The following is a 26,561-nucleotide window of genomic DNA, read 5'->3' on the forward strand; positions in this document are numbered from 1 at the left end:
TGGATTTTCCCGGATTATCGCTTGAAGACCATCTTAAGCTTCTTCCATAGATGACTTAACGCCATTGAGCAGCACAGTCGGAAATAGGGGCCTACCGAACGTGAACGTAGCTCCAAGGTCTATGACTGTTCATACTCATCTTCCCGCTAGAGGGGGGGAGAATCTGAGGTGCATCTAGCACTTCTTAGAACTTTCAACCCCAAATTATAAATTCCTGCTACTTGTCCTACACCAACAATTCAACAAATCCTCAATTGTGCGTTTACTAATTACCGAAACGGCTATACTACCTAATAGTAGCCAAAGGTGGAAAGGTAGACTGAACGAAACAGGAGGATGACCTATGGAATTAAGTATAGTTGTGATGATCGTGCAGCTCTTTTTCGCGCTGGTTATCGGCGTATACTTTTGGAATCTGCTGCGGGGTCAGAAGACAAACAAGACGGCGGTAGACCGAGAGTCGCGTAAGGAACTGGATAAACTACGGAAAATGCGTATGATTTCACTAACCAAACCATTGTCGGAGAAAACTAGGCCGGCTTCTATTGGAGATATTGTTGGGCAAAAAGATGGGCTCCGCGCCCTGAAGGCCGCACTATGTAGTGCTAATCCGCAGCATGTGATTATTTATGGTCCGCCAGGAGTCGGCAAGACTGCCGCGGCGCGCGTGGTCATGGAAGAGGCGAAAAAAAATGTCCTTTCCCCTTTTAAAAGTGACGCCAAATTCACTGAAATTGATGCGACGACCGCTCGTTTTGATGAGCGTGGTATTGCCGACCCGTTAATCGGATCGGTGCATGATCCAATTTATCAAGGTGCTGGAGCCATGGGCGTAGCAGGTGTGCCGCAGCCAAAGCCAGGAGCGGTGACGAAGGCGCATGGCGGGATTCTTTTTCTGGATGAGATCGGTGAGCTTCACCCCATTCAGATGAATAAGCTGCTAAAGGTGCTGGAGGACCGGAAGGTTCTGCTAGAGAGCGCGTATTATAATTCGGAGGACAATAATACTCCGGCTTATATTCATGATATTTTTCAAAATGGTTTACCTGCTGACTTCCGGTTAGTAGGAGCTACTACGCGTTCCCCGGATGAGATTTCTCCCGCGCTGCGTTCACGTTGCATGGAGATTTATTTCCGTCCGCTATTGCCGGATGAGATTGCGGTCATCGCGCGTGACGCGATACAGAAGATCGGACTGAAGCCAAGCCCTGAAGCAGTCACTGTTGTGCAGCAATATGCAACAAATGGCCGGGAGGCGGTCAATATGATTCAGCTCGCTGCTGGACTAGCGCTAACGGAGCAGAGAGATACGCTAAGTGCTGCTGATGTAGAATGGGTGGCAGGCAGTAGCCAGCTTCCACTTCGAACAGAGCGCAAGATTCCTTCCGCGCCGCAGATTGGATTGGTTAACGGACTTGCAGTGTATGGACCGGGAATGGGCACCTTGCTCGAGATCGAAGTATCCGCAGCACCTGCGCAGAACGGTCAAGGTAGATTGAACGTAACCGGAGTAGTAGATGAGGAAGAGATCGGTGGAGGTTCTCGCACGATTCGGAGAAAGAGCATGGCTAAAGGCTCCGTTGAGAACGTATTGACCGTACTGCGTACCATGAATCTGGAACCAGACCGTTATGATCTGCATGTGAACTTTCCAGGTGGAACACCCATTGACGGACCCTCAGCAGGGGTTGCGATGGCAGTTGCTATCGTCTCCGCCATTCGTGGTCTTCCCGTGGATAATACCGTAGCGATCACTGGTGAGATAGGCATACATGGGCGTGTGAAGCCTGTTGGTGGTGTAATTGCGAAGGTGGAGGCTGCTTTTCAAGCGGGAGCTACTACGGTGCTTATTCCAAAAGAAAACTGGCAGTCCCTATTCGCTGACCTCGCCCCACTACGCGTCATTCCAATGGAAACGGTGGAAGAAGTATTCCGTCATCTGTTTGGTGCCGATACAGCAGACGTAAGGCTTCCTGCAGTAGCTGGCGAGCTTTTCTCCGCAGCACCTTCACTTCTGAAGGCTGATGCCGCTGGAGAGTCTGCAAAGGGTTGAGCTTAAATTACTACCTAAAATGTAAGCTAGGGTGTGTTATGGTTTCGATAAGTAAATCGTGACTTGCCACTGTGAAATAAAGGGAGCCGCAGGCGTGTCTGCTGCTTCCTTTTTTAAAGTATAGATTCACACTTTCCATAATCCTTACATTTCTTTGAGAAACGTTGCCGTTTTTTAAGGATAATAAGGTTGTTTATTCTTAAATTGCAAGTACTTTGTTGGTGTTTTGGGGCTGCTTTTGTTAGAATGAATTCATATGAGATTAATTGAGAGCCATGGGAGGTGCGAAAGCGATGATGACAAATAAAACAAAAGGTCGTCGTTTTCCTTTATTACCGCTAAGAGGTCTTCTTGTGTACCCAAGCATGGTTCTTCACTTGGATGTGGGCCGTGAGAAGTCAGTTCGGGCACTAGAAAAAGCTATGGTTGAAGATAATTTAATTCTTCTGTGTTCACAGTCGGAAGTGAATATTGAAGAGCCTGGTCAGGACGATATTTTTCGGGTCGGTACTGTCGCGAATGTGCGGCAAATGCTGAAGCTGCCAAACGGTACGATTCGTGTACTGGTTGAGGGTGTAGAACGAGCCGAAATTATTAATTATATCGATAATGATGAGTATTATGAGGTTATGGCGCGCGAGCTACCAGAAGAGGAAGATGGCGATCAAGAGTGTGACGCGCTGATGCGTACAGTACTTAATCAGTTCGAACACTATATAACGTTATCCAAAAAAGTGACACCAGAGACACTGGCTGCTGTATCCGATATTGAGGAGCCTGGTCGTCTTGCGGATGTTATTACGAGTCATTTGTCGCTAAAGATTAAGGATAAGCAAGAAATTCTAGAGACGATTGATGTTAGTAAACGCCTAGAGAAGCTTCTTGATATTCTTAATAATGAGCGTGAAGTGCTGGAGCTTGAACGCAAGATCAATCAACGTGTGAAGAAGCAGATGGAGAAGACGCAGAAGGAATATTATTTGCGCGAGCAAATGAAAGCGATCCAGAAAGAACTCGGCGAGAAGGAAGGTCGGGTGGGAGAAGCGGAAGAACTGCGGAATCTCATGGAAGAGAAGAATTTGCCGGAACGCGTGAAAGAGAAGATGGAGAAGGAAATCGATCGTCTGGAAAAAATGCCAGTGAGCTCAGCTGAAGGTGGCGTAATTCGCAATTATGTGGATTGGCTGCTGGGTCTTCCTTGGAATGAACAGACAGAAGATGACCTTGACATCAAGAAGGCAGAACAGGTACTTGATGAGGACCACTATGGTTTGGAAAAACCAAAGGAACGGGTATTGGAATATTTAGCCGTTCAGCAGTTGGTGAAGAAGCTAAAAGGGCCGATCCTATGTCTTGTAGGGCCTCCAGGTGTGGGCAAAACCTCACTGGCTCGTTCCATCGCCCGTTCACTCAATCGTAAGTTCGTTCGTATTTCGCTTGGCGGTGTACGTGATGAAGCGGAGATCCGTGGTCATCGCCGGACTTATGTGGGTGCGATGCCAGGCCGAATCATTCAAGGGATGAAGACAGCAGGTACGATTAATCCGGTTATCCTGCTAGATGAAATTGATAAGATGGCTGCAGATTTCCGTGGCGACCCATCCTCAGCATTGCTTGAGGTATTGGACCCAGAACAGAACAATACGTTCAGCGACCATTTTGTAGAGTTGCCGTTTGATTTATCGAACGTTATGTTTGTTACAACAGCGAATGTAGTGCATAACATTCCGCGTCCGCTACTCGATCGGATGGAAATGTTATTCATTCCGGGTTATACGGAACTGGAGAAATTGCAGATCGGTAGCCGTTATCTTTTGCCGAAGCAGAAGAAGAACCATGGTCTTGCAGAAGACCAGCTGATCATCGAAGACGACAGTTTATTGCGTATCGTGCGCGAATATACTCGTGAATCCGGTGTGCGTAATTTGGAGCAGCAGATTGCAGCGTTATGCCGCAAAGCCGCGAAACAGATTGTGTCCAAGGAAAAAGAAAGTGTAGTCATTCTGCCGGATGACATCAAGGATTACTTAGGTGCATCGAAATACCGTTACGGTATGGCGGAGCTTGAAGATCAGATTGGCACAGTAACTGGACTGGCCTGGACTGAGGTTGGTGGCGATACGCTGCTGATCGAAGTGACTGTCGTGCAGGGAACGGGCAAGCTGACACTTACTGGACAACTGGGCGATGTAATGAAGGAGTCGGCACAGGCCGCTTTCAGTTATACACGTTCGAAGGCGGAGGAGCTGGGGCTCCAGCCCGATTTTTATGAGAAGATTGATATTCATATCCACATTCCTGAAGGTGCGATTCCGAAGGATGGCCCGTCTGCAGGGATTACGATTGCTACCGCATTGATCTCCGCACTTACGAAGCGTTATGTTTCGAAGGATGTGGCCATGACCGGTGAGATCACCCTACGTGGACGTGTATTGCCGATCGGTGGACTGAAAGAGAAGTCTTTAGCTGCACACCGTGCTGGATATAAAAAGATCCTTCTTCCCAAAGACAATGAACGTGATCTGAAAGAAATTCCAGAGAGCGTACGCAATGATGTGGAGTTCATACCAGTATCTAACATGGATCAGGTCTTGCATCATGCGTTAGTTGAGCATCATAATGAAATTAGCAGTGAGCCACCGAGTAGTGTGCATTAGAAAGGAAGTCCTATGAAAGTTAATATTGCCGAATTTATAATCAGTGCCGTTGGCCCTGATCAATACCCTGATGATGCTTTGCCAGAGGTTGCTCTGGCAGGGCGCTCCAATGTAGGGAAGTCATCCCTCATTAACCGAATGATTAACCGCAAGAATCTGGCTCGGACAAGCTCCACTCCAGGTAAGACCCAGCATATGAACTATTACCGTATCAATGAAGACACCATGTATTTTGTTGACTTTCCAGGTTACGGATATGCTAAAGTGTCGAAGACGCAACGTGCAACATGGGGCAAGATGGTGGAAAAATATCTATCTGAGCGCGATACGTTGAAGCTTGTTCTGCTCATCGTGGATCTGCGTCATCCGCCGACCAGCAATGATAAGATGATGTTCGACTGGTTGAAGCATTATGATCTTCCTATGTGTGTAGTAGCGACTAAGGCGGATAAGATTCCGAAGACTCGCTGGCAAAAGCATATCAAGATCATGAAGCAGGAGCTTGGCGTGCTGCCAGGGGATAATTTCATTCCATTCTCTTCAGAGATTGGCCTTGGTAAAGAAGAACTTTGGGGATTGATCGATGGGTATGTTCTCTCCTCTCCAGATTCTGAAAATGCTGAAATAGATGGAAATGAACCTCAGCAAGAGGAACCTACTGAAGCATAAGACAAGAACTCATTTACAATCAAGCAACCATTCCATTTGGGAATGGTTGTATTTTTTTATGGGTAAAACTAAATTTTCTATGTGAAGGGACCGATAGATAACATATGAAAGATATCCATTGCCACATCTTACCCTTTATGGATGACGGAGCTACTGATTGGGAATCCGCTCTCGCCATGGCGCAAGACGCCTATAGGGACGGGATTACATCCGTCATTGCCACACCACATCACGCCAACGGTCAATATATGAATAACTCCGCTAGTATAAGAGAAGCAGTGGATCTGATGAATGAGAAACTTCGTCAGCATGGCAATCCACTGCTTGTTCTTCCAGGTCAGGAAATCAGAGTGTACGGAGATTTACTGGATGATCTGGAGCGGGGGCAACTGCTAAGTCTTGCAGACTCGCGGTATATTTTGCTGGAAATGCCTTCTTCACGAGTCCCACGCAACATGGAAGAAATCTGTCACGAGTTGATCATTCAAGGGTTCGTTCCGGTCATCGCCCATCCGGAGCGTAATGCTGAAGTAGCTGCCGATCCTTCTAAGTTAGAAAGATTGATAGAACTGGGATCACTCGGTCAGGTAACCGCACAAAGTCTTGCAGGCGTCTTCGGGAATAAACTTCAGAAGCTATCCCTGGAGTTATGTCGTAGAAATGCAGTGCATGTGTTGGCCTCTGATGCACATGACAGTGTTCATCGTCCTTTTGGATTAAATGCTGCTTATGTAGTTTTAGAGAAAGAATTAGGTCCTGGGATGCGCGACTATATGCGCGAAAACTCTCAGCAAATTGTGGCAAATGGAGTGGTTATTCGTGGTAATCACGTACAAAAAAGGGGGAATCGACACAAATTGTTTGGCATTTTTTCCCGAAAGGGCTGACTAATCTACCTAATAGTGGTAGAATGGGTTTTATTGGGTGAATCGTTGATATACGTAATAGTGTAGACATAAGGTGAAAAAGTCTAGGACTATAGTAATACGAGAATTTAAATACATATAAAGAGGTGGATATTTAGTGACTTTGAAAAAGAAACTAGTAGTATCAACATTGGCAGCAAGTATGGTAGCAGCATCCGTAGCGGGTCTTCCGTTGGGTAGTCTTGGAGCAGTGGGTACAGCATCTGCAGCTACAGTTAGCAGCAGTACAGCAGTTAAGGAGAAAGTTCTTAATGTTTACAAGCAACTCTCTGCAACAGATGTAGTTTACCTCTATAATTTGAAAAATGAGGTTGCTGCGCTGGACGAGGCAACTTTCTCAGAGATTTTTGCTCCAGTCTTGAACAAGCTTTCATTGGATGAAGTAGAAACAAAGACATCACTTAAATTGTTCCAAAGCGTTACTAGTGTAGTATATGATGTCTATGGAAACGATTTCTCCGGAATTCAAATTATCCGTAACGACGACAAAAACATTGCCCTGCTGAGCAAAATTGCAACTAAAGCGGGTGTGTCTGGTCTTACTGTAGATAGTGTTTCTGAATTCTTAATCAGTGTAGAAACAGAACTTCGTGCACTGGTTAGCAGCAAGACAACTGCAGAGTTGTTGGAAATTCTCACATCTGAATCTGGTTACGATACTTTGTTGGATGAAGCTATTGCGAAAGTATTGAGCCACACGACAGGAGCAGGAGCTCTTACAGTAAGCCAAGCGTTGCAAAATCTTGGAGTTACTGCTGGTGATGTGAAGTTAACATTGAAGAACCTGAATAATACGATTAAATCCGCGAAGCCTGCGGCGAAGTCACTTGCACTTGCTTACGTTAAAGCGTATGGATTGGGCGATAATGGTAACGGTAACGGTAACGGTAACGGTAATGGTAATGGTGGTAGCAATGGTGGGAATGTTACAACTCCTGTAGCTCCTGTTCAAACTCCAGGAATCTATGACGTATCTAAGCTCGTAAGCATTGTTGACGGTAAAGCAACCTTGAAATTGGTTGACGCTGATGTAATTAAAGAATTTGATAAGCTGGTTGCAGCGAATCCTGGTAAAACTGGTCTTACTTTGACCTTGAATCTGGGAACAGTAAACGCGACTACAGTTGAAGTTCCACTTTCCCAAGCTATTATTGAAGCTGCAAAAGCTAAAGGTATTGCAAATATCGCAATTACTTTCAACGGTGTAACTGTAACGATTCCTGTAAGCCAATTCAGCACAGCGATTTCATTGACAGTAACTACTGCTAAACCAGAAGTTGTAACTTCCGTTACCAAGCTGAAATTGGCTTCGGATGTGTATGAATTCGCACTTAGCGTGAACGGTGTAGCAACAAGCACATTCAAACAACCAATTACCATTAAACTTCCGCTTAAGAATACTGAAGGTCTTGATAAAGAATTGCTGTCCGTAGCGAAGCTTGTATACGGTAGCCTGCAATTCCAAGGTGGTGTGCTTGACGGAGAGTTCATCGTAGAACCACGTGATACTTTCTCATCCTATGCAGTGCTTGAGAATAAAGTAAACTTTACGGATATTGCTAGTGTACAAGCATGGGCTGGCAAACAAATTCAAGTCGTAGCTGCAAAAGGCGCGATTGAAGGCGTAGGCGAAGGTAAATTCGCACCGAAGAGCAATGTAACTCGTGCAGAGTTCGCTAAAATGCTGATTCGTGCGCTTAACCTGGAGAACAATTCAGCTGTACAAAGCTTTAGCGATGTAAGTTCAACTGCTTGGTATGCACCATATGTAGCAGTTGCAGCAGAAAAAGGAATCATTACTGGACGCAGTGCGGCTAAGTTCGATCCTAATGCAACCATCACACGTGCAGAGATGGCAACAATGATCTCCCGCGCAGTGAAATCTATCAATCCAGCTGCAACAACGAATGTAACGGCAATTAGCCAATTCTCCGATGCTGCTAAGATCAGTGCATCTTTGAGAGATGGCGTAGCATTCGCAGCAGATCATAACTTGGTTATCGGAAATGCTGGTAAGTTCAACCCGAACGATACGGCTACTCGTGCTGAAGCAGCAGTAATTATCTACCGTACTATTAACTTCAAGTAAGTAAATTTAAAAGTATAGTATACAGCCTCCTCTCATGTAGGTGAGAGGGGGCAATTTTTTGCCAATAGGGAAGTGCTGTAATATAGTAACGAAATATTTCAGAAATAGCTTGGAGGTAATTACACTTGTCATCACAAGAATTGGATCTTCGCGATTATTTTCAGATCGTCAGGAAGAGACTATGGCTGATTGTTAGCATAGTTGTTTTGGTGTGCGGTGTTGCTGGCGTGTACAGTCTGTATATTAAGAATCCGGTGTATGAAGCATCCACTAAGATTATTGTTAACCAGACTCCGACTCAATCGGCTGCAGCGCAGCTTGATTTGAACCAGATTAATACTAATATTCAATTGATTAATACGTATAAGGAAATTATTAAGACTCCAGCCATCCTTGATATTGTTACGAGAGATTATCCGCAGTTCAATATTACTGCAGAAGAGCTGTTGAAAAAGGTTAATGTGAGCTCCGTCAATAATACGCAGGTGATGACACTTGTCGTTCGAGATAATTCGTATCAGCGAGCCGCTGAAATCGTGAATGCCATTTCACTTGTATTCAAGGATGAGATTCCTAACCTATTTAACGTGGAGAACGTATCGATTCTAAATGAGGCCAAAGTAAATCCACTTGTCGATCCAAGACCGGTAGAACCGAATGTCTTAATGAATATGGCTATAGCTTTCATCGTTTCCTTGATGATTGGTTTAGGGATTGCTTTCTTGCTGGAATACATGGACGATACGCTGAAGACTGAAGCCGATATTGAGAAATATCTTGGTTTACCAACGATAGCTATGATTACAAGATTGGGTTCAGAAGAGAGCAAACAAGGCGCAACACAGGCACAGCCGCAAACATCCAGAAAGGCGGGCGAACTTGAACATGTCACAGCTGCCAAATAAACAAAGACATCTGATTACCGTTACGAACCCTCGCTCCCCTGTATCTGAAGCGTTTCGCGCGCTACGCACGAATATTGATTTTTCCTCTGTGGATGAGACTATTCAAGTAATCATGGTAACTTCGTCCGGACCGGAGGAAGGTAAATCAACAGTTTCAGCTAATTTAGCTGCGGCTTACGCACAGGCAGATAAGAAGGTATTGTTGATTGACGGTGATTTGCGAAAACCGACAGCACATAAGACTTTTTCGCTTAGTAACCGATTTGGGCTATCTTCACTACTGTCGCAGCAGGCGGTTCTTGAGGATACTGTCCAAGATTCTGGTGTTTCCAATCTTTCCATTATGACCTCAGGACCGATTCCTCCGAACCCAGCAGAAATGATGGCTTCTAATCGGATGAGTACTCTTTTGCAGGACTTGCGCCAGCGTTATGATGTCATTCTTATTGATACTCCACCGTTATTGGCGGTTACAGATGCGCAGATCATGGCTTCCAAGAGTGATGGTGTCATTATGGTTGTCAGCTATGGCAAGGTGAAACGCGATATTGCTGTAAAAGCTAAAGCTAACCTTGATCGTGTAGGTGCGAAAATGCTTGGCGTGGTTCTCAATAATGTAAAACGTAAAGCCAGCGAAGGTTACTATTACTACTACTATGGAAATTGATTTGTTCTTTAACAATAATGTTGTTTTTGGAGGCACTGAAAATGACAGCGAAATCTAGAGTGATTCTTTTATTCTTCATTGATCTTGCGATCATTTGGTTCAGTATTGTGACATCTTATTTGTTTCGGTACCCTAACCATGCTCTTCAGGAATACGTTGTACAGATGCTGCAATTCGGTTTGATTGCAACATTTGCATTCGGTGGAAGCCTGATATACTTCGGTCTTTACCGAAGAATGTGGCAATATGCCAGTATCGGTGAGATTATATCGGTTTCTAAAGCTATTGTAGTAGGGTCTTTATTTTCATTTGCACTGGCGTATCTAATTTTGCCGGATAGAGTACCTCTTGCCATAGAAGTTCGGTCGATGGAGACTATTCTTTTATTAGTAGGTGGAGTTCGATTTTTGTGGAGAGTACTTCATAATGATCGAATCAATTACAAAGACACTAAGACCCATACACTAATTGTAGGTGCAGGCGATTGTGGAATATTAATTGCTCGGGAAATGATGGGACCTTCTTTTGCTCATACCAAGCTAGTAGGTTTCATTGATGATAGTATCAATAAATATCATATGTCTATACTGGGTGTGCCAGTGTTAGGCAATCGTTACGCGATTCCCGCTATTGTGAAAGAACGGGAAATTCATGAGATTATTATCGCTATGCCCTCAGTTTCACGTACTGAAATCTCTGAAATTATTAATCTTGCGAAGAAGACAGGGGCCAAGCTAAAGATTATACCGGCGCTTAACGATCTGATCGCGGGAAAAATATCAGTAAAGAAACTGCGAGATGTTAGCGTTGAAGATTTACTAGGCCGTGAGCCGATTATAGCAGATTTGAACAGTATTTTAGGTTATGTACACCACAAGACTGTGTTAGTTACGGGGGCTGGTGGATCTATTGGTTCAGAGCTCTGTCGGCAGATTGCCCCATTTGGTCCCGACAAGTTAATGTTACTTGGACACGGAGAGAACAGCATTTATATGATTGAAATGGAGCTTCGTAAGAAGTTTCCCGATCTGAATATTGTTACCGTAATCGCGGATGTACAGGACCGCAGTCGGATAATGGACGTATTCAGCAGCCATAAGCCACATGTTGTCTTTCATGCGGCAGCACATAAACACGTTCCATTGATGGAACGAAACCCTTCCGAAGCCATTAAGAATAATGTTTTTGGAACAAGGAATGTTGCGGATTGTGCAGATAAATATGGTGCGGAGAGATTTGTAATGATCTCTTCGGATAAAGCGGTTAACCCAACGAGTGTGATGGGTGCAACTAAGCGTATTGCTGAAATGTATGTGCAAAGTCTGCATACCACAAGTAGAACGAAGTTCTCCGCCGTGCGTTTTGGGAACGTGCTTGGCAGTCGTGGAAGTGTAATCCCGGCCTTTAAAGAGCAGATTGCTGCTGGTGGTCCGGTTACTGTTACTCATCCAGAAATGGTCCGTTATTTTATGACGATTCCAGAAGCTGTTCAGCTTGTAATCCAGTCGGGTTCTTTTGCCAAAGGTGGCGAAGTGTTCATTCTGGATATGGGAGAACCAGTAAAAATTCTAACCTTAGCTGAAGATTTGATTACTCTCTCTGGTTATGAGCCCTATAAGGATATTGATATTCAGTTCTCCGGTATTCGTGAGGGCGAGAAATTGTATGAAGAGTTGTTGACGGATGAAGAAAATTTAGGTTCTACAGATCATGGAAGAATCTTTATCGGTAGACCTAATGTGATAAGTCTGAATCAGCTAGAACTGGAATTTAAACGCTTGGAACGTGTTCTCGCTGAAGAACCTGAAGTTATTCGCGAAATAATCAATCAGATTGTACCGATGCAGCCCGTTGCCCAAGTTGCTATCAGCTAAATCATTCATAAAGGGGGATACATAAGTGTTCAACAAGCGATGGAAAAAGATCCTTTTATGGACGCTGTCAGTCATTGTAGTTCTAGGTGTTGGTGGTTTGTTCGCTGCGAATTATGCGGTCGATAAGCTGATGAATTCTATGGTGGATGGTTTTGATCTGGAGTCTGAGGATCAAGTTAGTGGTGGTCAAGATCAAGGGACTGCACCTGAAGATACAGTAGCAGATGGTAAGGTCGAACCTGTAGCTTCTGCAACACCTGCTCCATCGACAGATGATGTTGGAAGCAAAGATACTGAGGAAACTGGAAAAGATACAATAGCTTCTACTACTAGTGAACCTACGAAAGCTCCATCAACAGATCAAAAAGATAATTCTTCAGATGGTTATACAGCACAGGTCTCAACAGATAAAGCTAAAGAAATTCAAGAGAATGTAACGATGAAGGATAAAGCAGATGTAGCTGCTATTGTGCTCGGTCAACTAAGTGTATCTGATATCAACCGTCTAAAAGATCTAGCCAAGGGTGGCCTAACGCTTGATGAGAAGCGGGAAGCACGCAGTATCATCCTCGGTAAGGTTTCCGAAGAACAATACAACGAGCTTTCACAGGTTGCTAAGAAGTATGGCGTGAGTCAAGGGAAGACACGAGATCAAACCCTTAAAGAAGAAGAGCAATTAAAAGCGAAAGAAAAGGGAAGTGAATAAGAATGTCTAAAGCAACAATACCAGTCATAGCTCTATCGTTAATAGCTTCAATAGGGTTAGCGCCCTTAACGGCATCGGCTCCTATCTCCGTATCAGCAGCGGCGGTACCAAGTGCAACAACTAAGGCTGCAAATTCTACGATTAGAGTGCAGAGCATGAACGTGAATATGATTTTTGATGGAGTGAATATTGGGACCCCACCAGGTCAATATGTATTCATGTACAACAATACAACTTATGTTCCATTACGCTTTATGTCATATGCATTGCAAAAGAGTGTAGCTTGGGATGCTAAAAACGTTAAAGTTACTGTAGCAGAGCCTAGCAGTTCAGAGCTAGTTGTGATTAAAGAATACCTAATGAATGCAAAGAACGGGAATGGTTCTTCAGCAGCAGCGAAGAATATTGTCCTCAATCAAGTTAAGGCAAGTTATGTATTTAACGGTTCAACCAAGGCTTTGCCTACAGGTCAATCTAGCTTTATACTGAATGGTTCCTTATATGTACCCCTACGTTTTTTATCGGAATCTGTAGGTCATAACATTAGCTGGGATCAGAAGACGAAGACCATTACTGCAGCTTCCAAGGCTTATCAGGAACAAGCAACTAATGGATCGACAAACAATGACAATGTTAAGGACCCATCTCCAGTAGCGACACCAGCGCCAACGGATACAACAGGTGCACCAGGTGGTGGTTCTGCAGGAACTGGAAAGGTTTCATATGAAACTATCACTAGTGACACAGAAGCTAAGCTTACGGCGCTTAAAAATCAAAGTCAATCGACATTAATGAGTATTGGGTTTGAGTATCTTGGAGCGACAGATGAAGCGAGTAAGAAAAGCATTAAAGAAAAAGGGTTGCAACAGCTGGCCTCATTTACTGCTAGCTTCAATAGCATAGTTGCTGACACTGAACAAAAACTGAACAGCAATGGCTATAGTACGGAGATTATTAGTCAATATAAAAGTGAATTTGAGGCACAGCTTCAGGCGGGTAAAGATATAGCTGAGAAGATGGCGAATTAAGAGAGTAGTAAGAATATCATCTCTATGCTCATTTGGCATAGAGATGATCTACATATATGAAGAAATACTTAAAGGATCAGGTGAATTTATGAGACCTTATGTTTACGTGAAACAAACCATAGATTTTCTATTAGCTTTAATTGGGATGCTAGTGTTATGGCCAGTCTTTTTAATCATTGCGATCGCAATTAAGACAACTTCCAAAGGCCCTATATTATTTAAACAAAAACGTTTAGGTAAAAATAAATTGGAATTCTACATACTAAAATTTAGAACAATGCGTACAGACACACCACAAGACATGCCGACGCATCTACTGGAAGATCCTGATTTCTTCATTACTAAAGTAGGTAAGTTCCTAAGAAAAACAAGCTTGGATGAATTACCTCAGATTATCAATATCCTAAAAGGTGAAATGAGTATCGTGGGACCTCGTCCTGCATTATGGAATCAATATGATTTGATTGCTGAACGTGATAAATATGGAGCTAATGATATCAAACCTGGGTTGACTGGATGGGCTCAGATTAATGGTAGAGATGAGTTACCTATTGAGAAGAAGGCGAGTCTGGATGGGGAGTATGTTGCAAGTCTTTCTTTTAAGTTTGATATAAAGGTATTTTTTATGACGATACTAAGTGTTTTGAAGTCTGATGGTGTAAAAGAAGGAACAACAAAACAGGAAGTGTCTTCTACTAAAGGAGTAACTTTATAAGATGAGTAAACGAAAAATATTAATAACTGGTAAAGGTAGTTATGTGGGTACAAATTTTATAAAGTGGCTGGAACAATGGCCAGATCAACACGAAGTCGTGGAGCTATCGGTTAGAGGTACGGAATGGAAGGAACATGATTTTTCAATTTATGATGTAGTACTCCATGTTGCTGGAATTGCTCATGTATCTACGGATCCAAGTATGGAGCAACAATATTATAAAGTTAATCGTGATTTGGCGATTGAAGTTGCGGAAAAGGCAAAAAAAGAACACGTTAAGCAGTTTATTTTCACAAGCAGTATTATCGTCTATGGTGACAGTAGCCATATCAACAAGAAAAGAATAATAGATAAAAATACGAAACCTCAGCCATCAAATTTTTACGGTAATAGTAAGCTTCAGGCAGAGGAAGGTATTTCTCTTCTAGAGAGTGATGATTTTAAAGTAGTGATAATTAGACCACCAATGATTTATGGTAAGGGCTCTAAAGGGAATTATTTGAAATTAGCGAAAATATCCCGTATCTCACCAATATTCCCTAACGTTGATAACCAGCGTAGCATGCTTCATATAGATAACCTTTGTGAGTTTATTAGACTAATGATCGAAAATAAGGAAAAAGGATTATTTTTTCCACAAAACGATGAGTATGTAAATACAAGTGAGATGGTGAAAATAATAGCTGAAGCAAATGGGAAAAAGATTAAGTTAGTAAAAGGATTTAATCCTTTTTTATTTCTTCTAAGAAGATATGTTAGGGTTTTAAATAAAATATTCGGGAATTTAGTTTATGAGCAGAGTATCAGTGTATATAAAGTGAATTATAGAAAAAAAAATTTGCGTGAATCAATTATGGCAACTGAACTGGAGAATCAATAGATATGAAAGTTGTTATTGTAACCTGCTTCGATACCTACGAAGATCGAATAGATTTACTTCATGAATACTTCTGCAAGAGAGGGGATGAAGTAACGATCATACAATCGGATTTCAGGCACTTTAAGAAGTCGAAACGTATTGAAGAGAAGCCTGGATATATATTTGTCAATACAAGAACTTATAATAAAAATTTGTCAATAGCAAGATTAAGGTCTCATTATGCTTATGCAAAAAAAGCATTTGAATTAGTTGAAAATCTTAAACCCGAATTGTTATATGCTGTTATTCCAGCAAATTCAATTGCTAAGTTTGCTGGTGAATATAAAAAAAATAACAATGATATAAAATTAGTTTTTGATTTAGTTGATCTTTGGCCAGAAACTATGCCAATTGGAAGTATGAAGTATTTCCCACCTTTTACTTTTTGGAGGTTGATGCGAGATAATAGCTTGAAATTTGCTGATTTTATTATTACAGAATGTAATCTATACCAATCAATTTTGAAAGATTTATTAAAAAACTCAAAAAAAGATACAGTATACCTGGCAAAGAAAGAAATCAAAATTGTAAATAACTCTGTTCTCAATGAAAGAGAATTTCACCTATGTTATTTAGGTTCAATAAATAATATTATTGACATTCAACAAATTAAAAATTTTATAAAAGCCATGCATGAGATAAAGCCTACGACTCTTCATATTATTGGAGATGGTGAGAATAGAAACCTCCTTATTGAAGAAATTAATAGTACAGGTGCGCTAGTGAAGTATCATAGTAAACTTTATGATGCAGCAGAGAAACAACTGATATTCGATCAATGTCATTTTGGATTGAATATAATGAAGAAAGATGTTTGCGTTGGACTAACTATGAAGTCAATTGATTACTTCCAGCATGGTTTACCAATTATAAATAATATTCAGGCAGATACTGCTGGAATTGTGGAACTATATAAAATAGGATTTAATCTTACAGATACAAATATTCAGGAATTAGTTTATGAGATTACAAATATTGATTTGGAACAGTTTGTTGAAATGAGGAAAAACACCAAAAAAGTATTTAATGATTTTTTTTCCTCTGTGGCATTTAATAAAAAAATGAATGTCGTAATCAAGGAGTTGTATGAATAATGGTAAATAATTATGGATTAGGGGAAATATTAAAGAATATGATTTCTCTTATTTATACTAGACTTTTTTATAAAGGTGCACGTTTGGTTCGGAGACCAATATATGTAAGAGGTAAAAAGTTTTTGGATTATGGTCAGGGTTTTACAACGGGATATAATTGTCGGTTTGAGATGTTTGATACTGGGTCAGGAAGCAACAAAAAAATTATAATAGGAGATAAATGTAAATTTGGTGATTATGTCCATATTGCATCCGGTGAGAAAGTTTTAATCGGAAATAATTGTTTACTTGCTTCTAAAATATTTATAAGTGATATTAGTCATGGCAACTACTCTGATTCTTCCTTGAGTTCTACACCTGATGTTCCTCCAGATGAAAGACCTATTATTTCAAGACCTGTATCGATTGGTAATAATGTATGGATTGGCGAAAATGTATGTATTTTACCGGGGGTTAGTATAGGGAATGGTTGTATTATAGGTGCAAATTCAGTTGTTAATAAAGATATACCTGAAAATTGTATTGCAGTCGGATCTCCTGCAAAAGTAGTTAAAAAATATAACGATATTACGAAAAAGTGGGTTAGGTATTCTTCTGTGTGATTTGCGATTCATTTATTAGGGAGAGTAAAATTAGACTCCACAGTGAATGGTAATTGAATCTTGATGATTTAAAACTCGAATTTATGAAATTGATGTATATAGACTATTGATTATTCATGGAGGAAATTACATAGTGCCGAAAATTAGTATAATTGTACCGGTATACAAAGTAGAAAAATATTTAAAACGATGTGTTGATTCAATACTTGCACAAACATATCAGGATTTTGAATTAATATTGGTGAATGATGGAACTCCTGATAATTGCGGTATTATTTGTGATTCTTTCGCTGCTCAAGATAAGAGAATAAGAGTTATCCATAAAGAAAATGGTGGTTTAAGTTCGGCTAGAAATGCTGGGATTGAAGTAGCGGAGGGAGAGTATATAGGTTTTGTTGATAGTGATGATTGGATTACCTATGACATGTTTGAATACCTATTAAATTTAATAGAAGAATATGATTGTGATGTATCGTCAGTGTCATATATTTTATCAAAAGGTGAGGAAAATATAAAACAATCTAAAATAGAAATTAAATGTTATGAGGGGAATGATAGTTTACATAATTATTTATTTGAAGGAATGTCTAAAAGAATTGCAGATTTCCCTGTATGGAATAAATTGTACAAACGGCATTTGTTTAACGAGATAAGATTTCCCGAAGGGCAATTATATGAAGATGGAGCGACGAATTTCATGTTGCTTAAAAGAGCGAGAAAATATGTTAAAAGTAATAAAATTTCTTATTTCTACTTTCAAGATGGTGCAAGTATTACTAGAAGAGGATTCCAAAATAAAGATTTGGAAATTTTGATTGTAGGAGATCAAATGGTGGAATTAGCATTAACAGTTGGTGATCAAGAGATTATAAAACTCGCTAAAATGAAGCAAGCAAGATCTTATTTCTCTTTATTGTCAAAAATTTCTTTGTATGGTTTTACTGATAAAAGATCCTTTAAAGATAAAACAGTAATAGAACTAACACAAAAATTAAGAAGTGAATATATTTTTTTATTAAAATCTCCTATGCCATTAAATCGTAAATTTGTAATGAGTTTGTTGTGTATACATATTAATTTAGTGAAAATTCCAATACAATTGTATTCGAAAATAAAGTTATTAAAGTTATAATATATACACTTAATGTTATTAAGCATCTTTAACTTTTATATAGAGATAATTAAGGAGTAGTTATATGAGCATTTATTTCATGAATTTAGCTTTTGTAATTATATTAGGATTATTATTTTATATGACAGGAAGTAATAGAGTAAAGGAAAGAATATTCGTAATTATAGCATTTACATCCATTTTTTTTGTATCCGGATTTAGAAATATAAATGTTGGTACTGACACTAAACAGTATCAACAAATATTTTCAACTGTAGCTAATATAGACATTACTAATCTATTTAAAGTATATAGGTCTGAACATGGTTATTTATTACTGAATAAAATTTTGTCTAGATTTACAGTAGATCCACAAGCTATTACTATCTTAACGAGTGCAATTATTATTTATGCTTTTGCAGTATTTGTATATTACAACTCTGATAATGTATATATTTCAACATTTTTATTTCTGACTACATTCTACTTTTGTATTTCATTAAATGCATCAAGGCAATTCATTTCTGTTGCATTATTATGTAATTCTTTTTATTTTTTTAAAAAAGGTAAAATCAAAAGTTTTTTAGCAATTATTTTACTCTCCTCAATGTTTCATTTATCTTCAATATTATTTATACTGATTTTACCATTGAAGCTTATTAAACCTAAACCAAAAAATTTCATTTACATAACAATTATTTCGTTTAGTTTGTGTTTTCTATTAATGTTTTCAAATAATATTATTTTAAATTTATTAAGTCATTATGACGTATATCAAGGAACCCAATTTTTTGCGGGAAAAGCTGTCAGAGGTACTTATATTATATGGATATCCCAATTGTGTTTAGCTATAATCTCAATTTATTTTTTAGCAAGAGAAAAAAAACTGTTAGAGATAATTGATCGAAATGAATTGTTTTATTTATCAATTTTCATGGTATTTTCTGTTGTGATTGGTTTAATTGGTACTAAGATATTTATATTTAGCCGGATGGCATACTATTTTGGTGTTTTTATGATTATTTTTATTCCGAAAATACTAATAAAACTAAAGGGTATTGGTGGTGTATTATATTTGCCTATGTTTTTTTTATTGACCCTTTATTATTATTACATGCTTAATAGTGGGTCAGAAGGTGTTGTTCCCTATAGTTTTTTTTGGCAGTTTTCAACATTCAAATAAGTTGACTAGTTAACTTATATATGAGAACAATTTATTATAATAATTTAATATTTATCTTTGTTAAACAGTTTGATTAAAATGGATAAATACTTATTTTAAATATGTGCTAATTATAGTAGGACTTTTTCTCTACCTATTTATACAATCCTTCAATTGTTTAAACGGTAATTCACGAAAATATACTGCATGTGGAATCAAGCAATAATAGAGAAAAGAGAGGATTGGATAAAATGATTAGCATCATTGTACCAGTTTACAACTCTGAACAATACCTTAGTCGTTGTATTGAGAGTATCCTAAATCAAACTTATACAAATTTTGAATTGCTTTTAGTTAATGACGGCTCAAACGATTCTTCTTTAAGTATGTGCGAGAAGTATGCAACAATTGATAACCGTATAAAAATTATTAGTACTGAAAATAATGGTGTTTCATCTGCTCGTAATACTGGTTTAGACGCTTCAATTGGAACATACATTGGTTTTGTAGATAGTGACGACTGGATTGAGCCTGATATGTTTGAAATACTTATTGAAAATGCTGAAAACTATAAGGCGGATATTTCATGTTGTAATTATTTTATGAATAGTACTACTGAAATAATTTTAGAGCATCAGATAAATGATAATGTAGTCTATTCTGATAGAGATTGTGCGGATTTTTTTCTAGAAAGGAAAACATTTGGTAATTCAGTGTGTAATAAAGTTTTTACCAAGAGAATTTTAAAGCATAAATTTGATCTTGGGTTATCTGTTGGTGAGGATGCTTTTTTTCTTTTTGAAGCTTGTCTAAACTCTAAAACTATAGTCTGCTGCAAAGAAGCAAAATATCATTATTACATTCGCATTGGATCAGCGACAAAAATAGGTTTCAACGAAAAAGTTTTTCAAATGTTAAAATTCACTGATATGATTATTGAAGAGATTAAAAAGAAAAAAACAAGCAGTGTCAATGAAGCGTATGCTTATGCATTCACCTCATATTTTAGTGTTCTTAATGTACTCATATATCATAGAATGGAAAAAAAATATAAATTCGAATATGAAAAAGTTGTATCTTTTCTTAATTTGGTAACTAAAAAGTTATTAAATGAAAAAAAAATATCAAAAGCTAAACTACTCGCCTATTCTTTATTTTATGTAAATAAATCTATGTATAGATATCTAATTACTCGTTACTATAATGATAAAAAAGTGGATTTTATGACTTGAATATTAATATTGAGATTAAATACAATTACATAGAATGAATTTAAATTCTTAGGGATTAGGGAGAAAATTAATGAAAATATTACTTGAAATATACTTGGCAGAAAATCTAGGTGATGACTTATTTTTGAAGATGATATTAGAACGATATCCAAATGTGACTTGGTATATTTTCTGTCAAAATAAAGCTTATAAAAATAATTTTTTAAGTAAATATAAGAATGTCAGACTTATTAGATTGCCGAAAATCATTTATACAGTTCTATTTCGAACAAATTTGTTAAATAGTTATCACTATTATATTATGGGAAAATTAAATCTATCCGCTACAGTAAGCATCGGTGGATCCATTTTTATGGAAATAAAAGGGTGGAAAAAGCTGTATGAAAGAAGAAGATTTCTTTGGAGTAAGTTTAAATCAAATGGGAAAAAGAATTTTGTTCTTGGATCAAATTTCGGACCTTATAAAGATGAAAATTTCGTTCTGAGTTATAATGAACTTTTCAAGGAATTAGAGGATATATGTTTCAGAGATTCTTATTCCTATTCGTTGTTCCCAGAATTAAATAATGTTAGAAATGAACCAGATATTATATTTAGCTTAGAAGCAAACACGCAAAAGAAGATTGAGAATTCGATTGGTATATCCCTAATTTCTTTGGAAAATAGATTGGATTTAATTAATTATAAAGAAATTTATATAGAAAAAATGGTGGAAATAATTAATCATTATAATGAAAAAAAAAATCAGGTTACACTAATTTCTTTCTGTCAGATAGAAGGAGACGAAGAAATTATTAATGATATATTAAATAGGATCAATAAAGCTGATACTCATACATTATTTTATAAAGGCAACATAGAAAGTTTTCTTCAAGAGATATCTTCCATTGAAAAGTTAATCACTTGTAGGTTTCATTCACTAATTTTAGCTTACATTTTGAATAGCAAATTTTACCCTATCATATATAGTAAAAAAACCTCAGACATAATTTCAGATTATAATCTGTCTAATTCAATGACCTTTATTGAAGAAATAGATAAACTAACTATTGAAGAAATAGAGTTTGAATTTGAAATCAACAAAGGTGTCAACAAAAGTATTCTAGATAAATCTGAAAGACAATTTTGGGAATTAGATAAATTTATAGGTTTGAAGAGTGGTGAATCTATTTGAATAAATACAAAAAATTAATTGGGAATTCTGCTATATTCGCAGTTGGAAACCTTGGAAGTAAATTGATTTTAATTTTCTTAGTTCCACTTTATACATATTACTTAACTGCAGTGGAGTACGGCACGATAGATATAATTACAACAACGAGTAGTTTGTTGTTACCGATTATCTCTTTAAGTATATTTGACGCTGTATTAAGATTTGTAATGGATAAAAAATATCCAAATGATGTTGTATTTACAAACGCCTTAATAATTACAATTTTAGGTTCTATAATTGCTTTATTATTTTATCCAATATTTATGTATTTTAATGTTCTAAGTGGATTATTGGGATATATGTATACAATATTAATAATACAAGCTTTTCAAACTTTGCTGACCCAATTCATTAGAGCAATTGGTAAAATTAAAGTGTACGCCTTGAATGGAATTATTATGACATTGGTTACAGCAGTCTTTAATATAATTTTCTTAGTAAAATATAACATGGGTATTAACGGGTATTTTTTGTCTATTATTATTGCAAACCTAATTTCAATATTATATTTGACACTATACACCAAAATATTAAGTTATATTAGATTTGATAAAATAAACAAAAAAATAACTGTAAAAATGCTAGTTTACTGTATACCACTCATACCAAATGCTTTTATGTGGTGGACAATAAACGCTTCTAATCGATATTTCATTCTCTTTTTTGTAGGAGCGAGTGCAAATGGATTATTTGCAGTTGCAAATAAAATACCAAGTCTACTTTCTATATTGAATACGGTTTTTTTTCAAGCTTGGCAATTATCTGCTATCGAAGAATATAACGATGAAGGTAAATCGAATTTTTATTCTAAAACATTTAGTTATTTCTCAATGATATTATTTTTAGGAACATCTGGAATTCTATTGGTTTTAAAATTCATTACTTCAACTTTAGTATCAAATGAGTTCTATCAATCTTGGCAATTCGTCCCTTTTTTATTAATTGGCATCATATTTTCTAGTTTCTCGGGATTTTTAGGAACGAATTATATAGCTGCTAAACAAACAGGTGGAGTCTTTAGAACTTCAGTGATTGGCGGAGTAGTGAATGTAATTGCAAATATAATTTTCATACCTTTAGTGGGTACTAACGGAGCCGGAATTTCAACAATGATTAGTTTTTTTGTTGTTTGGGTTTTAAGATATTATGATACAAAAAAATATATCAATATGAAACTTAATGTCAGAATTATTACGCTTAATTTATTGCTTATTAGTATACAAATATTTATATTGTTTATTGATTTTACTATATTTAAAGAATTTTTTATTGAGTTAATATTATTTCTGTTAGTAATTATTGTTAATAGAAAGATTATTAAATTATTTAAGCAGATAATTACTACAACAGTGAAAAAATTTGTGTGATTTTTCGGGTTTCTGAACGATTACCAATGAATTTTAAATAAATATACTACTTGTAAATTAGATGATTTAAATTTAATAATAGATTAGTCTATTAATACATTTTATGATTCTTTCGTTCCTAAATTGAATAAAAGGTGGAGGCTTATTATGAAAGGCATTATCCTAGCAGGCGGCAGCGGTACGCGCCTATACCCATTAACAATGGTCACAAGTAAGCAGCTTTTACCTATTTACGACAAACCAATGATCTACTATCCACTATCTACATTAATGCTAGCGGGCATTAAAGAAATTCTTATTATTTCAACTCCAGAGGACACGCCTAGATTTGAAAGCTTATTAGGTGACGGTTCTCAGTTTGGTATCTCATTACAATACAAAGTTCAACCAAGTCCTGATGGTTTAGCGCAGGCTTTTATTTTGGGTGAATCTTTTATAGGTGATGATTCAGTTGCCATGATCCTTGGAGATAATATCTACTATGGAAATGGAATGCGGAAGATGTTGCAAAGTGCTTCTTCTAAACAACAAGGAGCAACGGTGTTCGGATATCATGTGCAAGATCCAGAGCGATTCGGTGTTGTAGAATTTAATGAAGAGGGCAAAGTGTTGAGCGTGGAAGAAAAACCAACTCAGCCAAAATCTAACTATGCAATTACTGGTCTATATTTTTATGATAACAGAGTTATTGAGATTGCTAAGAATGTTGAGGTCTCTTCACGTGGGGAATTGGAGATTACCTCCATTAATGAAGCTTACTTAAATCTTGGTGAGCTTGATGTGGAACTTCTAGGTCGGGGATTCACCTGGTTAGATACAGGAACTCATCAAAGTCTTGTCGACGCAACTAACTTTGTACGGACTATTGAAGATCATCAAGGAATCAAGATCGCCGCTCCTGAGGAAATTGCATATATTAATGGATGGATTACTAAAGAACATTTGTGGAATTGCGGGGAGAAGTTGAGTAAGACGGGGTATGGTCAGTATTTAATGAAGGTAGCTACAGGTAAAATACAATACTAATAAGTGAAAGTGTGGCAGCGATGAAAATTACAGAAACCTTATTGCAAGGCGTATTAGTCGTTGAACCAGCTGTTTTTGGGGACCACCGCGGTTGGTTTATGGAGACGTATAGCGGAGCTAAGTTTAAAGAGCATGGAATTGACATGGAGTTTGTACAAGATAACCAATCCTACTCTGCGACTAAAGGAACATTACGTGGTTTGCATTATCAATTGCATCCCAAGGCACAGACGAAGCTTGTTCGATGTACACGTGGTGCTATTTTTGATGTAGCCGTAGATATCAGAAAAGGTAGTCCTACCTATAGTAAATGGCTCGGCATTGAACTGAGTGCAGAAAACAAGAAGCAACTGCTGATCCCAAAAGGGTTCGCCCATGGCTTCATGACACTAACAGAAGACGTAGAGGTTCAGTATAAGTGCGATGAGCTTTATGCCCCGGAATGTGATGGGGGTATTCTGTGGAATGATCCTTCTATTGGCATTGAATGGCCTATTCATGTTACACCAGTACTGTCTGCCAAGGATGAGAAAGCGCCTTTATTAAAAGATGCTAATTTGAATTTTTTCTATAATAACTAATAGAGCTAATGGATCGGGAGTGCGTTCATTGAGTAAGCAAAAGATGCTGGTTACGGGTGGTGCCGGATTTATTGGAGGCAACTTCGTACAGTATATGGTAGATAAATATCCGCATTATGAGATTGTGAATTTGGATTTGCTAACTTATGCGGGTGATCTAACGAAACATAAGGATATTGAGTCCAAATCCAATTATCGGTTTGTTCAAGCTGATATTGCTGACCGAGAGGCAATATTGTCTCTTTTTGAGTTGGAAAGATTCGATTATGTTGTTCATTTCGCTGCAGAGAGCCATGTAGATCGCTCAATTACTGATCCTGCGATATTCGTTCGTACGAATGTTATGGGGACACAGGTACTACTGGATGCAGCTAAGAAATTCGGCATTACTAAATTCCTCCATGTCTCTACGGATGAAGTATATGGCGAACTCGATTTTGATCCTACTGTATTTTTTACCGAAGAAACACCTTTGCAGCCTAACAGTCCTTATAGTGCTAGTAAAACGGCATCTGATTTGCTAGTCCGTGCGTATTATGAGACCTTTGGTTTACCAATGAACATAACACGCTGCTCGAACAATTACGGCCCCTATCATTTTCCTGAAAAGCTGATTCCACTGACCATCTCAAGAGTATTAAATGAAGAGAAGGTTCCTGTATACGGGGATGGAAAAAATATTCGTGACTGGCTCCATGTCTGGGATCACTGCGCGGCCATTGACCTTGTCGTGCACCAAGGAGTAAGTGGTGAAGTTTATAATGTGGGTGGTCATAATGAGAGAACTAATCTTGAAGTAGTTAAGACGATTATCAGTACCTTAGGGAAATCTGAAGATTTGATTGAATTCGTAACAGATAGATTAGGACATGATAAACGCTACGCCATTGATCCAACGAAACTTGAGAATTTAGGTTGGAAGCCAACTTATACTTTTGAGACAGGAATTGCACAGACGATCCAATGGTATATTGATAATGCTGAATGGTGGCAACAAATCCTTAGTAACGAATCGCATAAGTGATTTATGCACGAATTAACGGTTAAGAAAAGAAAAGGTAATTTAATGAATAAAAGATTGGTCCTTTTCGTATGCTTACTATTGTTAATTACTGGTTTCTTCAGTGCAGGCCGCTTCTTAGCTCTATCTGACCCTCCCAAACAATCAGATGTAATCATCGTACTTAGCGGAGGCCAAGGTCGTGTGGAAAAGGCTGCTGAGTTATATAAAGCAGGGTATGCTCCTTATGTAATTCTTTCCAATGCTAAAGAGGCAACGAGTAAATCGGGTGACATGGTCCAAACCGCCCTAGCTTTAGGCATACCCCAGGACGTCATTTATACCGAGAACGCGGCGGATAGCACTTATCAGAATGCCGAGTACACTCTTCCTATAATGAAGGAATACGGTTTTAAATCTGCGATTGTTGTTTCCTCTGACTTTCACATGCGTAGGGTGAAATTTCTTTTTGGTCGTGTGTACAAAAAATCGGAGATTGAGCTGACGTATGTGGGTTCTGCATCAGGATATAACGCTAAACGCTGGTGGAGTGACCGAAAGAGTAGAGAAACAACGTTCAACGAGTATGTAAAAATGATCGGCAACACCTTTGGTTACAATGGTCCGGAGGCAAAAAGTACTCTTGATCAGATTAAGAACTGGTTTCGCTAATCTCACCAAAGGCTAAATGAGCAACGAGGATTCAAACTTTTCCCCATTGGTAAAGCTTTTTCTTTTGGCTCACCATTTATCTTCACATTTTGTAAAAAGTGGAGAAGTAGCTTCAATAAAAGTTACCAAACCCGGGAAATTTTGACTCATTGATTCAGGGCTGTATTATTGGAGGATATAAGACGATTTTTAGAATTAATATCTCATATTATTCCCTTCCCACTTCCACCAACTAATAATTAATCACAAAATAACCCATCCTAACCGTAGCGAACCTGCGGTTTTTTATTTAT

22 protein-coding genes and 1 pseudogene are annotated in these 26,561 nt (G+C 38.1%); all 23 read left to right on the forward strand.

What is annotated here, in order from left to right:
• Positions 1 to 343: 343 nt before the first annotated feature.
• The 23 genes and pseudogenes from lonB (at position 344) to PAENI_RS16100 (ending at position 26,268) form a co-directional block, all read left to right on the forward strand.
• On the forward strand, positions 344 to 2,053 hold the full coding sequence (lonB, locus tag PAENI_RS15990; RefSeq protein ID WP_042191261.1) for an ATP-dependent protease LonB: 1,710 nt from the start codon (positions 344 to 346) through the stop codon (positions 2,051 to 2,053).
• A gap of 293 nt (positions 2,054 to 2,346) precedes the next feature.
• Entirely contained in the window at positions 2,347 to 4,710 is a 2,364-nt protein-coding gene (lon, locus tag PAENI_RS15995; protein ID WP_042191259.1) for an endopeptidase La, read from the forward strand.
• Positions 4,711 to 4,722: 12 nt separating this feature from the next.
• Entirely contained in the window at positions 4,723 to 5,379 is a 657-nt protein-coding gene (gene yihA / locus PAENI_RS16000) for a ribosome biogenesis GTP-binding protein YihA/YsxC (RefSeq protein WP_149645967.1), read from the forward strand.
• Between the two features lie 104 nt (positions 5,380 to 5,483).
• The gene (locus tag PAENI_RS16005) at positions 5,484 to 6,266 is read left to right on the forward strand and encodes a tyrosine-protein phosphatase (RefSeq protein ID WP_149645968.1); all 783 of its coding nucleotides are present in this window, start codon (positions 5,484 to 5,486) and stop codon (positions 6,264 to 6,266) included.
• 136 nt (positions 6,267 to 6,402) lie between these two features.
• Complete coding sequence (locus PAENI_RS16010) at positions 6,403 to 8,394, forward strand: S-layer homology domain-containing protein (RefSeq protein WP_149645969.1); 1,992 nt, start codon at positions 6,403 to 6,405, stop codon at positions 8,392 to 8,394.
• A gap of 125 nt (positions 8,395 to 8,519) precedes the next feature.
• Positions 8,520 to 9,299 carry a YveK family protein gene (locus PAENI_RS16015; protein WP_149645970.1) on the forward strand — a complete coding sequence of 260 codons (780 nt, stop codon included), beginning with the start codon at positions 8,520 to 8,522 and terminating at the stop codon, positions 9,297 to 9,299.
• Entirely contained in the window at positions 9,280 to 9,966 is a 687-nt protein-coding gene (locus PAENI_RS16020) for a CpsD/CapB family tyrosine-protein kinase (protein WP_042191248.1), read from the forward strand. Before PAENI_RS16015 ends, PAENI_RS16020 begins: the two co-directional genes overlap by 20 nt.
• A gap of 41 nt (positions 9,967 to 10,007) precedes the next feature.
• Positions 10,008 to 11,840 carry a polysaccharide biosynthesis protein gene (locus PAENI_RS16025; RefSeq protein WP_149645971.1) on the forward strand — a complete coding sequence of 611 codons (1,833 nt, stop codon included), beginning with the start codon at positions 10,008 to 10,010 and terminating at the stop codon, positions 11,838 to 11,840.
• A 25-nt stretch (positions 11,841 to 11,865) separates the two neighbouring features.
• Positions 11,866 to 12,546: a hypothetical protein gene (locus tag PAENI_RS16030; protein ID WP_149645972.1), complete on the forward strand. Its 681-nt coding sequence runs from the start codon at positions 11,866 to 11,868 to the stop codon at positions 12,544 to 12,546.
• A gap of 2 nt (positions 12,547 to 12,548) precedes the next feature.
• On the forward strand, positions 12,549 to 13,574 hold the full coding sequence (locus PAENI_RS16035) for a stalk domain-containing protein (RefSeq protein WP_149645973.1): 1,026 nt from the start codon (positions 12,549 to 12,551) through the stop codon (positions 13,572 to 13,574).
• A gap of 43 nt (positions 13,575 to 13,617) precedes the next feature.
• Positions 13,618 to 14,289 (forward strand): sugar transferase, encoded by a 672-nt coding sequence (locus PAENI_RS16040; RefSeq protein WP_410477472.1) that lies wholly within the window; start codon positions 13,618 to 13,620, stop codon positions 14,287 to 14,289.
• Position 14,290: 1 nt separating this feature from the next.
• Positions 14,291 to 15,169 carry an NAD-dependent epimerase/dehydratase family protein gene (locus PAENI_RS16045; protein WP_149645975.1) on the forward strand — a complete coding sequence of 293 codons (879 nt, stop codon included), beginning with the start codon at positions 14,291 to 14,293 and terminating at the stop codon, positions 15,167 to 15,169.
• 2 nt (positions 15,170 to 15,171) lie between these two features.
• The gene (locus PAENI_RS16050; protein WP_149645976.1) at positions 15,172 to 16,302 is read left to right on the forward strand and encodes a glycosyltransferase family protein; all 1,131 of its coding nucleotides are present in this window, start codon (positions 15,172 to 15,174) and stop codon (positions 16,300 to 16,302) included.
• Positions 16,303 to 16,703: 401 nt separating this feature from the next.
• Positions 16,704 to 16,806: pseudogene (locus tag PAENI_RS33060) on the forward strand (DapH/DapD/GlmU-related protein); the annotation flags it as partial.
• 228 nt (positions 16,807 to 17,034) lie between these two features.
• Positions 17,035 to 18,036 (forward strand): glycosyltransferase family 2 protein, encoded by a 1,002-nt coding sequence (locus tag PAENI_RS16060; protein ID WP_410477473.1) that lies wholly within the window; start codon positions 17,035 to 17,037, stop codon positions 18,034 to 18,036.
• 64 nt (positions 18,037 to 18,100) lie between these two features.
• Positions 18,101 to 19,198: an EpsG family protein gene (locus tag PAENI_RS16065; RefSeq protein ID WP_149645979.1), complete on the forward strand. Its 1,098-nt coding sequence runs from the start codon at positions 18,101 to 18,103 to the stop codon at positions 19,196 to 19,198.
• Between the two features lie 188 nt (positions 19,199 to 19,386).
• A complete protein-coding gene (locus PAENI_RS16070; protein ID WP_223178962.1) occupies positions 19,387 to 20,409 on the forward strand; it encodes a glycosyltransferase family 2 protein in 1,023 nt (340 codons plus the stop codon).
• A gap of 70 nt (positions 20,410 to 20,479) precedes the next feature.
• Complete coding sequence (locus PAENI_RS16075) at positions 20,480 to 21,583, forward strand: polysaccharide pyruvyl transferase family protein (RefSeq protein ID WP_149645981.1); 1,104 nt, start codon at positions 20,480 to 20,482, stop codon at positions 21,581 to 21,583.
• A complete protein-coding gene (locus PAENI_RS16080) occupies positions 21,580 to 22,989 on the forward strand; it encodes a lipopolysaccharide biosynthesis protein (protein ID WP_149645982.1) in 1,410 nt (469 codons plus the stop codon). Before PAENI_RS16075 ends, PAENI_RS16080 begins: the two co-directional genes overlap by 4 nt.
• A gap of 147 nt (positions 22,990 to 23,136) precedes the next feature.
• Positions 23,137 to 24,015, forward strand: a complete 879-nt coding sequence (rfbA, locus tag PAENI_RS16085) for a glucose-1-phosphate thymidylyltransferase RfbA (protein ID WP_149645983.1) — start codon at positions 23,137 to 23,139, stop codon at positions 24,013 to 24,015.
• A 20-nt stretch (positions 24,016 to 24,035) separates the two neighbouring features.
• The gene (gene rfbC, locus PAENI_RS16090; protein WP_149645984.1) at positions 24,036 to 24,596 is read left to right on the forward strand and encodes a dTDP-4-dehydrorhamnose 3,5-epimerase; all 561 of its coding nucleotides are present in this window, start codon (positions 24,036 to 24,038) and stop codon (positions 24,594 to 24,596) included.
• 28 nt (positions 24,597 to 24,624) lie between these two features.
• Entirely contained in the window at positions 24,625 to 25,620 is a 996-nt protein-coding gene (gene rfbB / locus PAENI_RS16095) for a dTDP-glucose 4,6-dehydratase (RefSeq protein WP_149645985.1), read from the forward strand.
• 42 nt (positions 25,621 to 25,662) lie between these two features.
• Positions 25,663 to 26,268 carry a YdcF family protein gene (locus PAENI_RS16100; protein WP_188114592.1) on the forward strand — a complete coding sequence of 202 codons (606 nt, stop codon included), beginning with the start codon at positions 25,663 to 25,665 and terminating at the stop codon, positions 26,266 to 26,268.
• The last annotated feature ends 293 nt before the right edge of the window (positions 26,269 to 26,561 follow it).

The organism is Paenibacillus sp. B2(2019), assembly GCF_008370385.1.
Taxonomy (GTDB): Bacteria; Bacillota; Bacilli; order Paenibacillales; family Paenibacillaceae; genus Paenibacillus_AQ.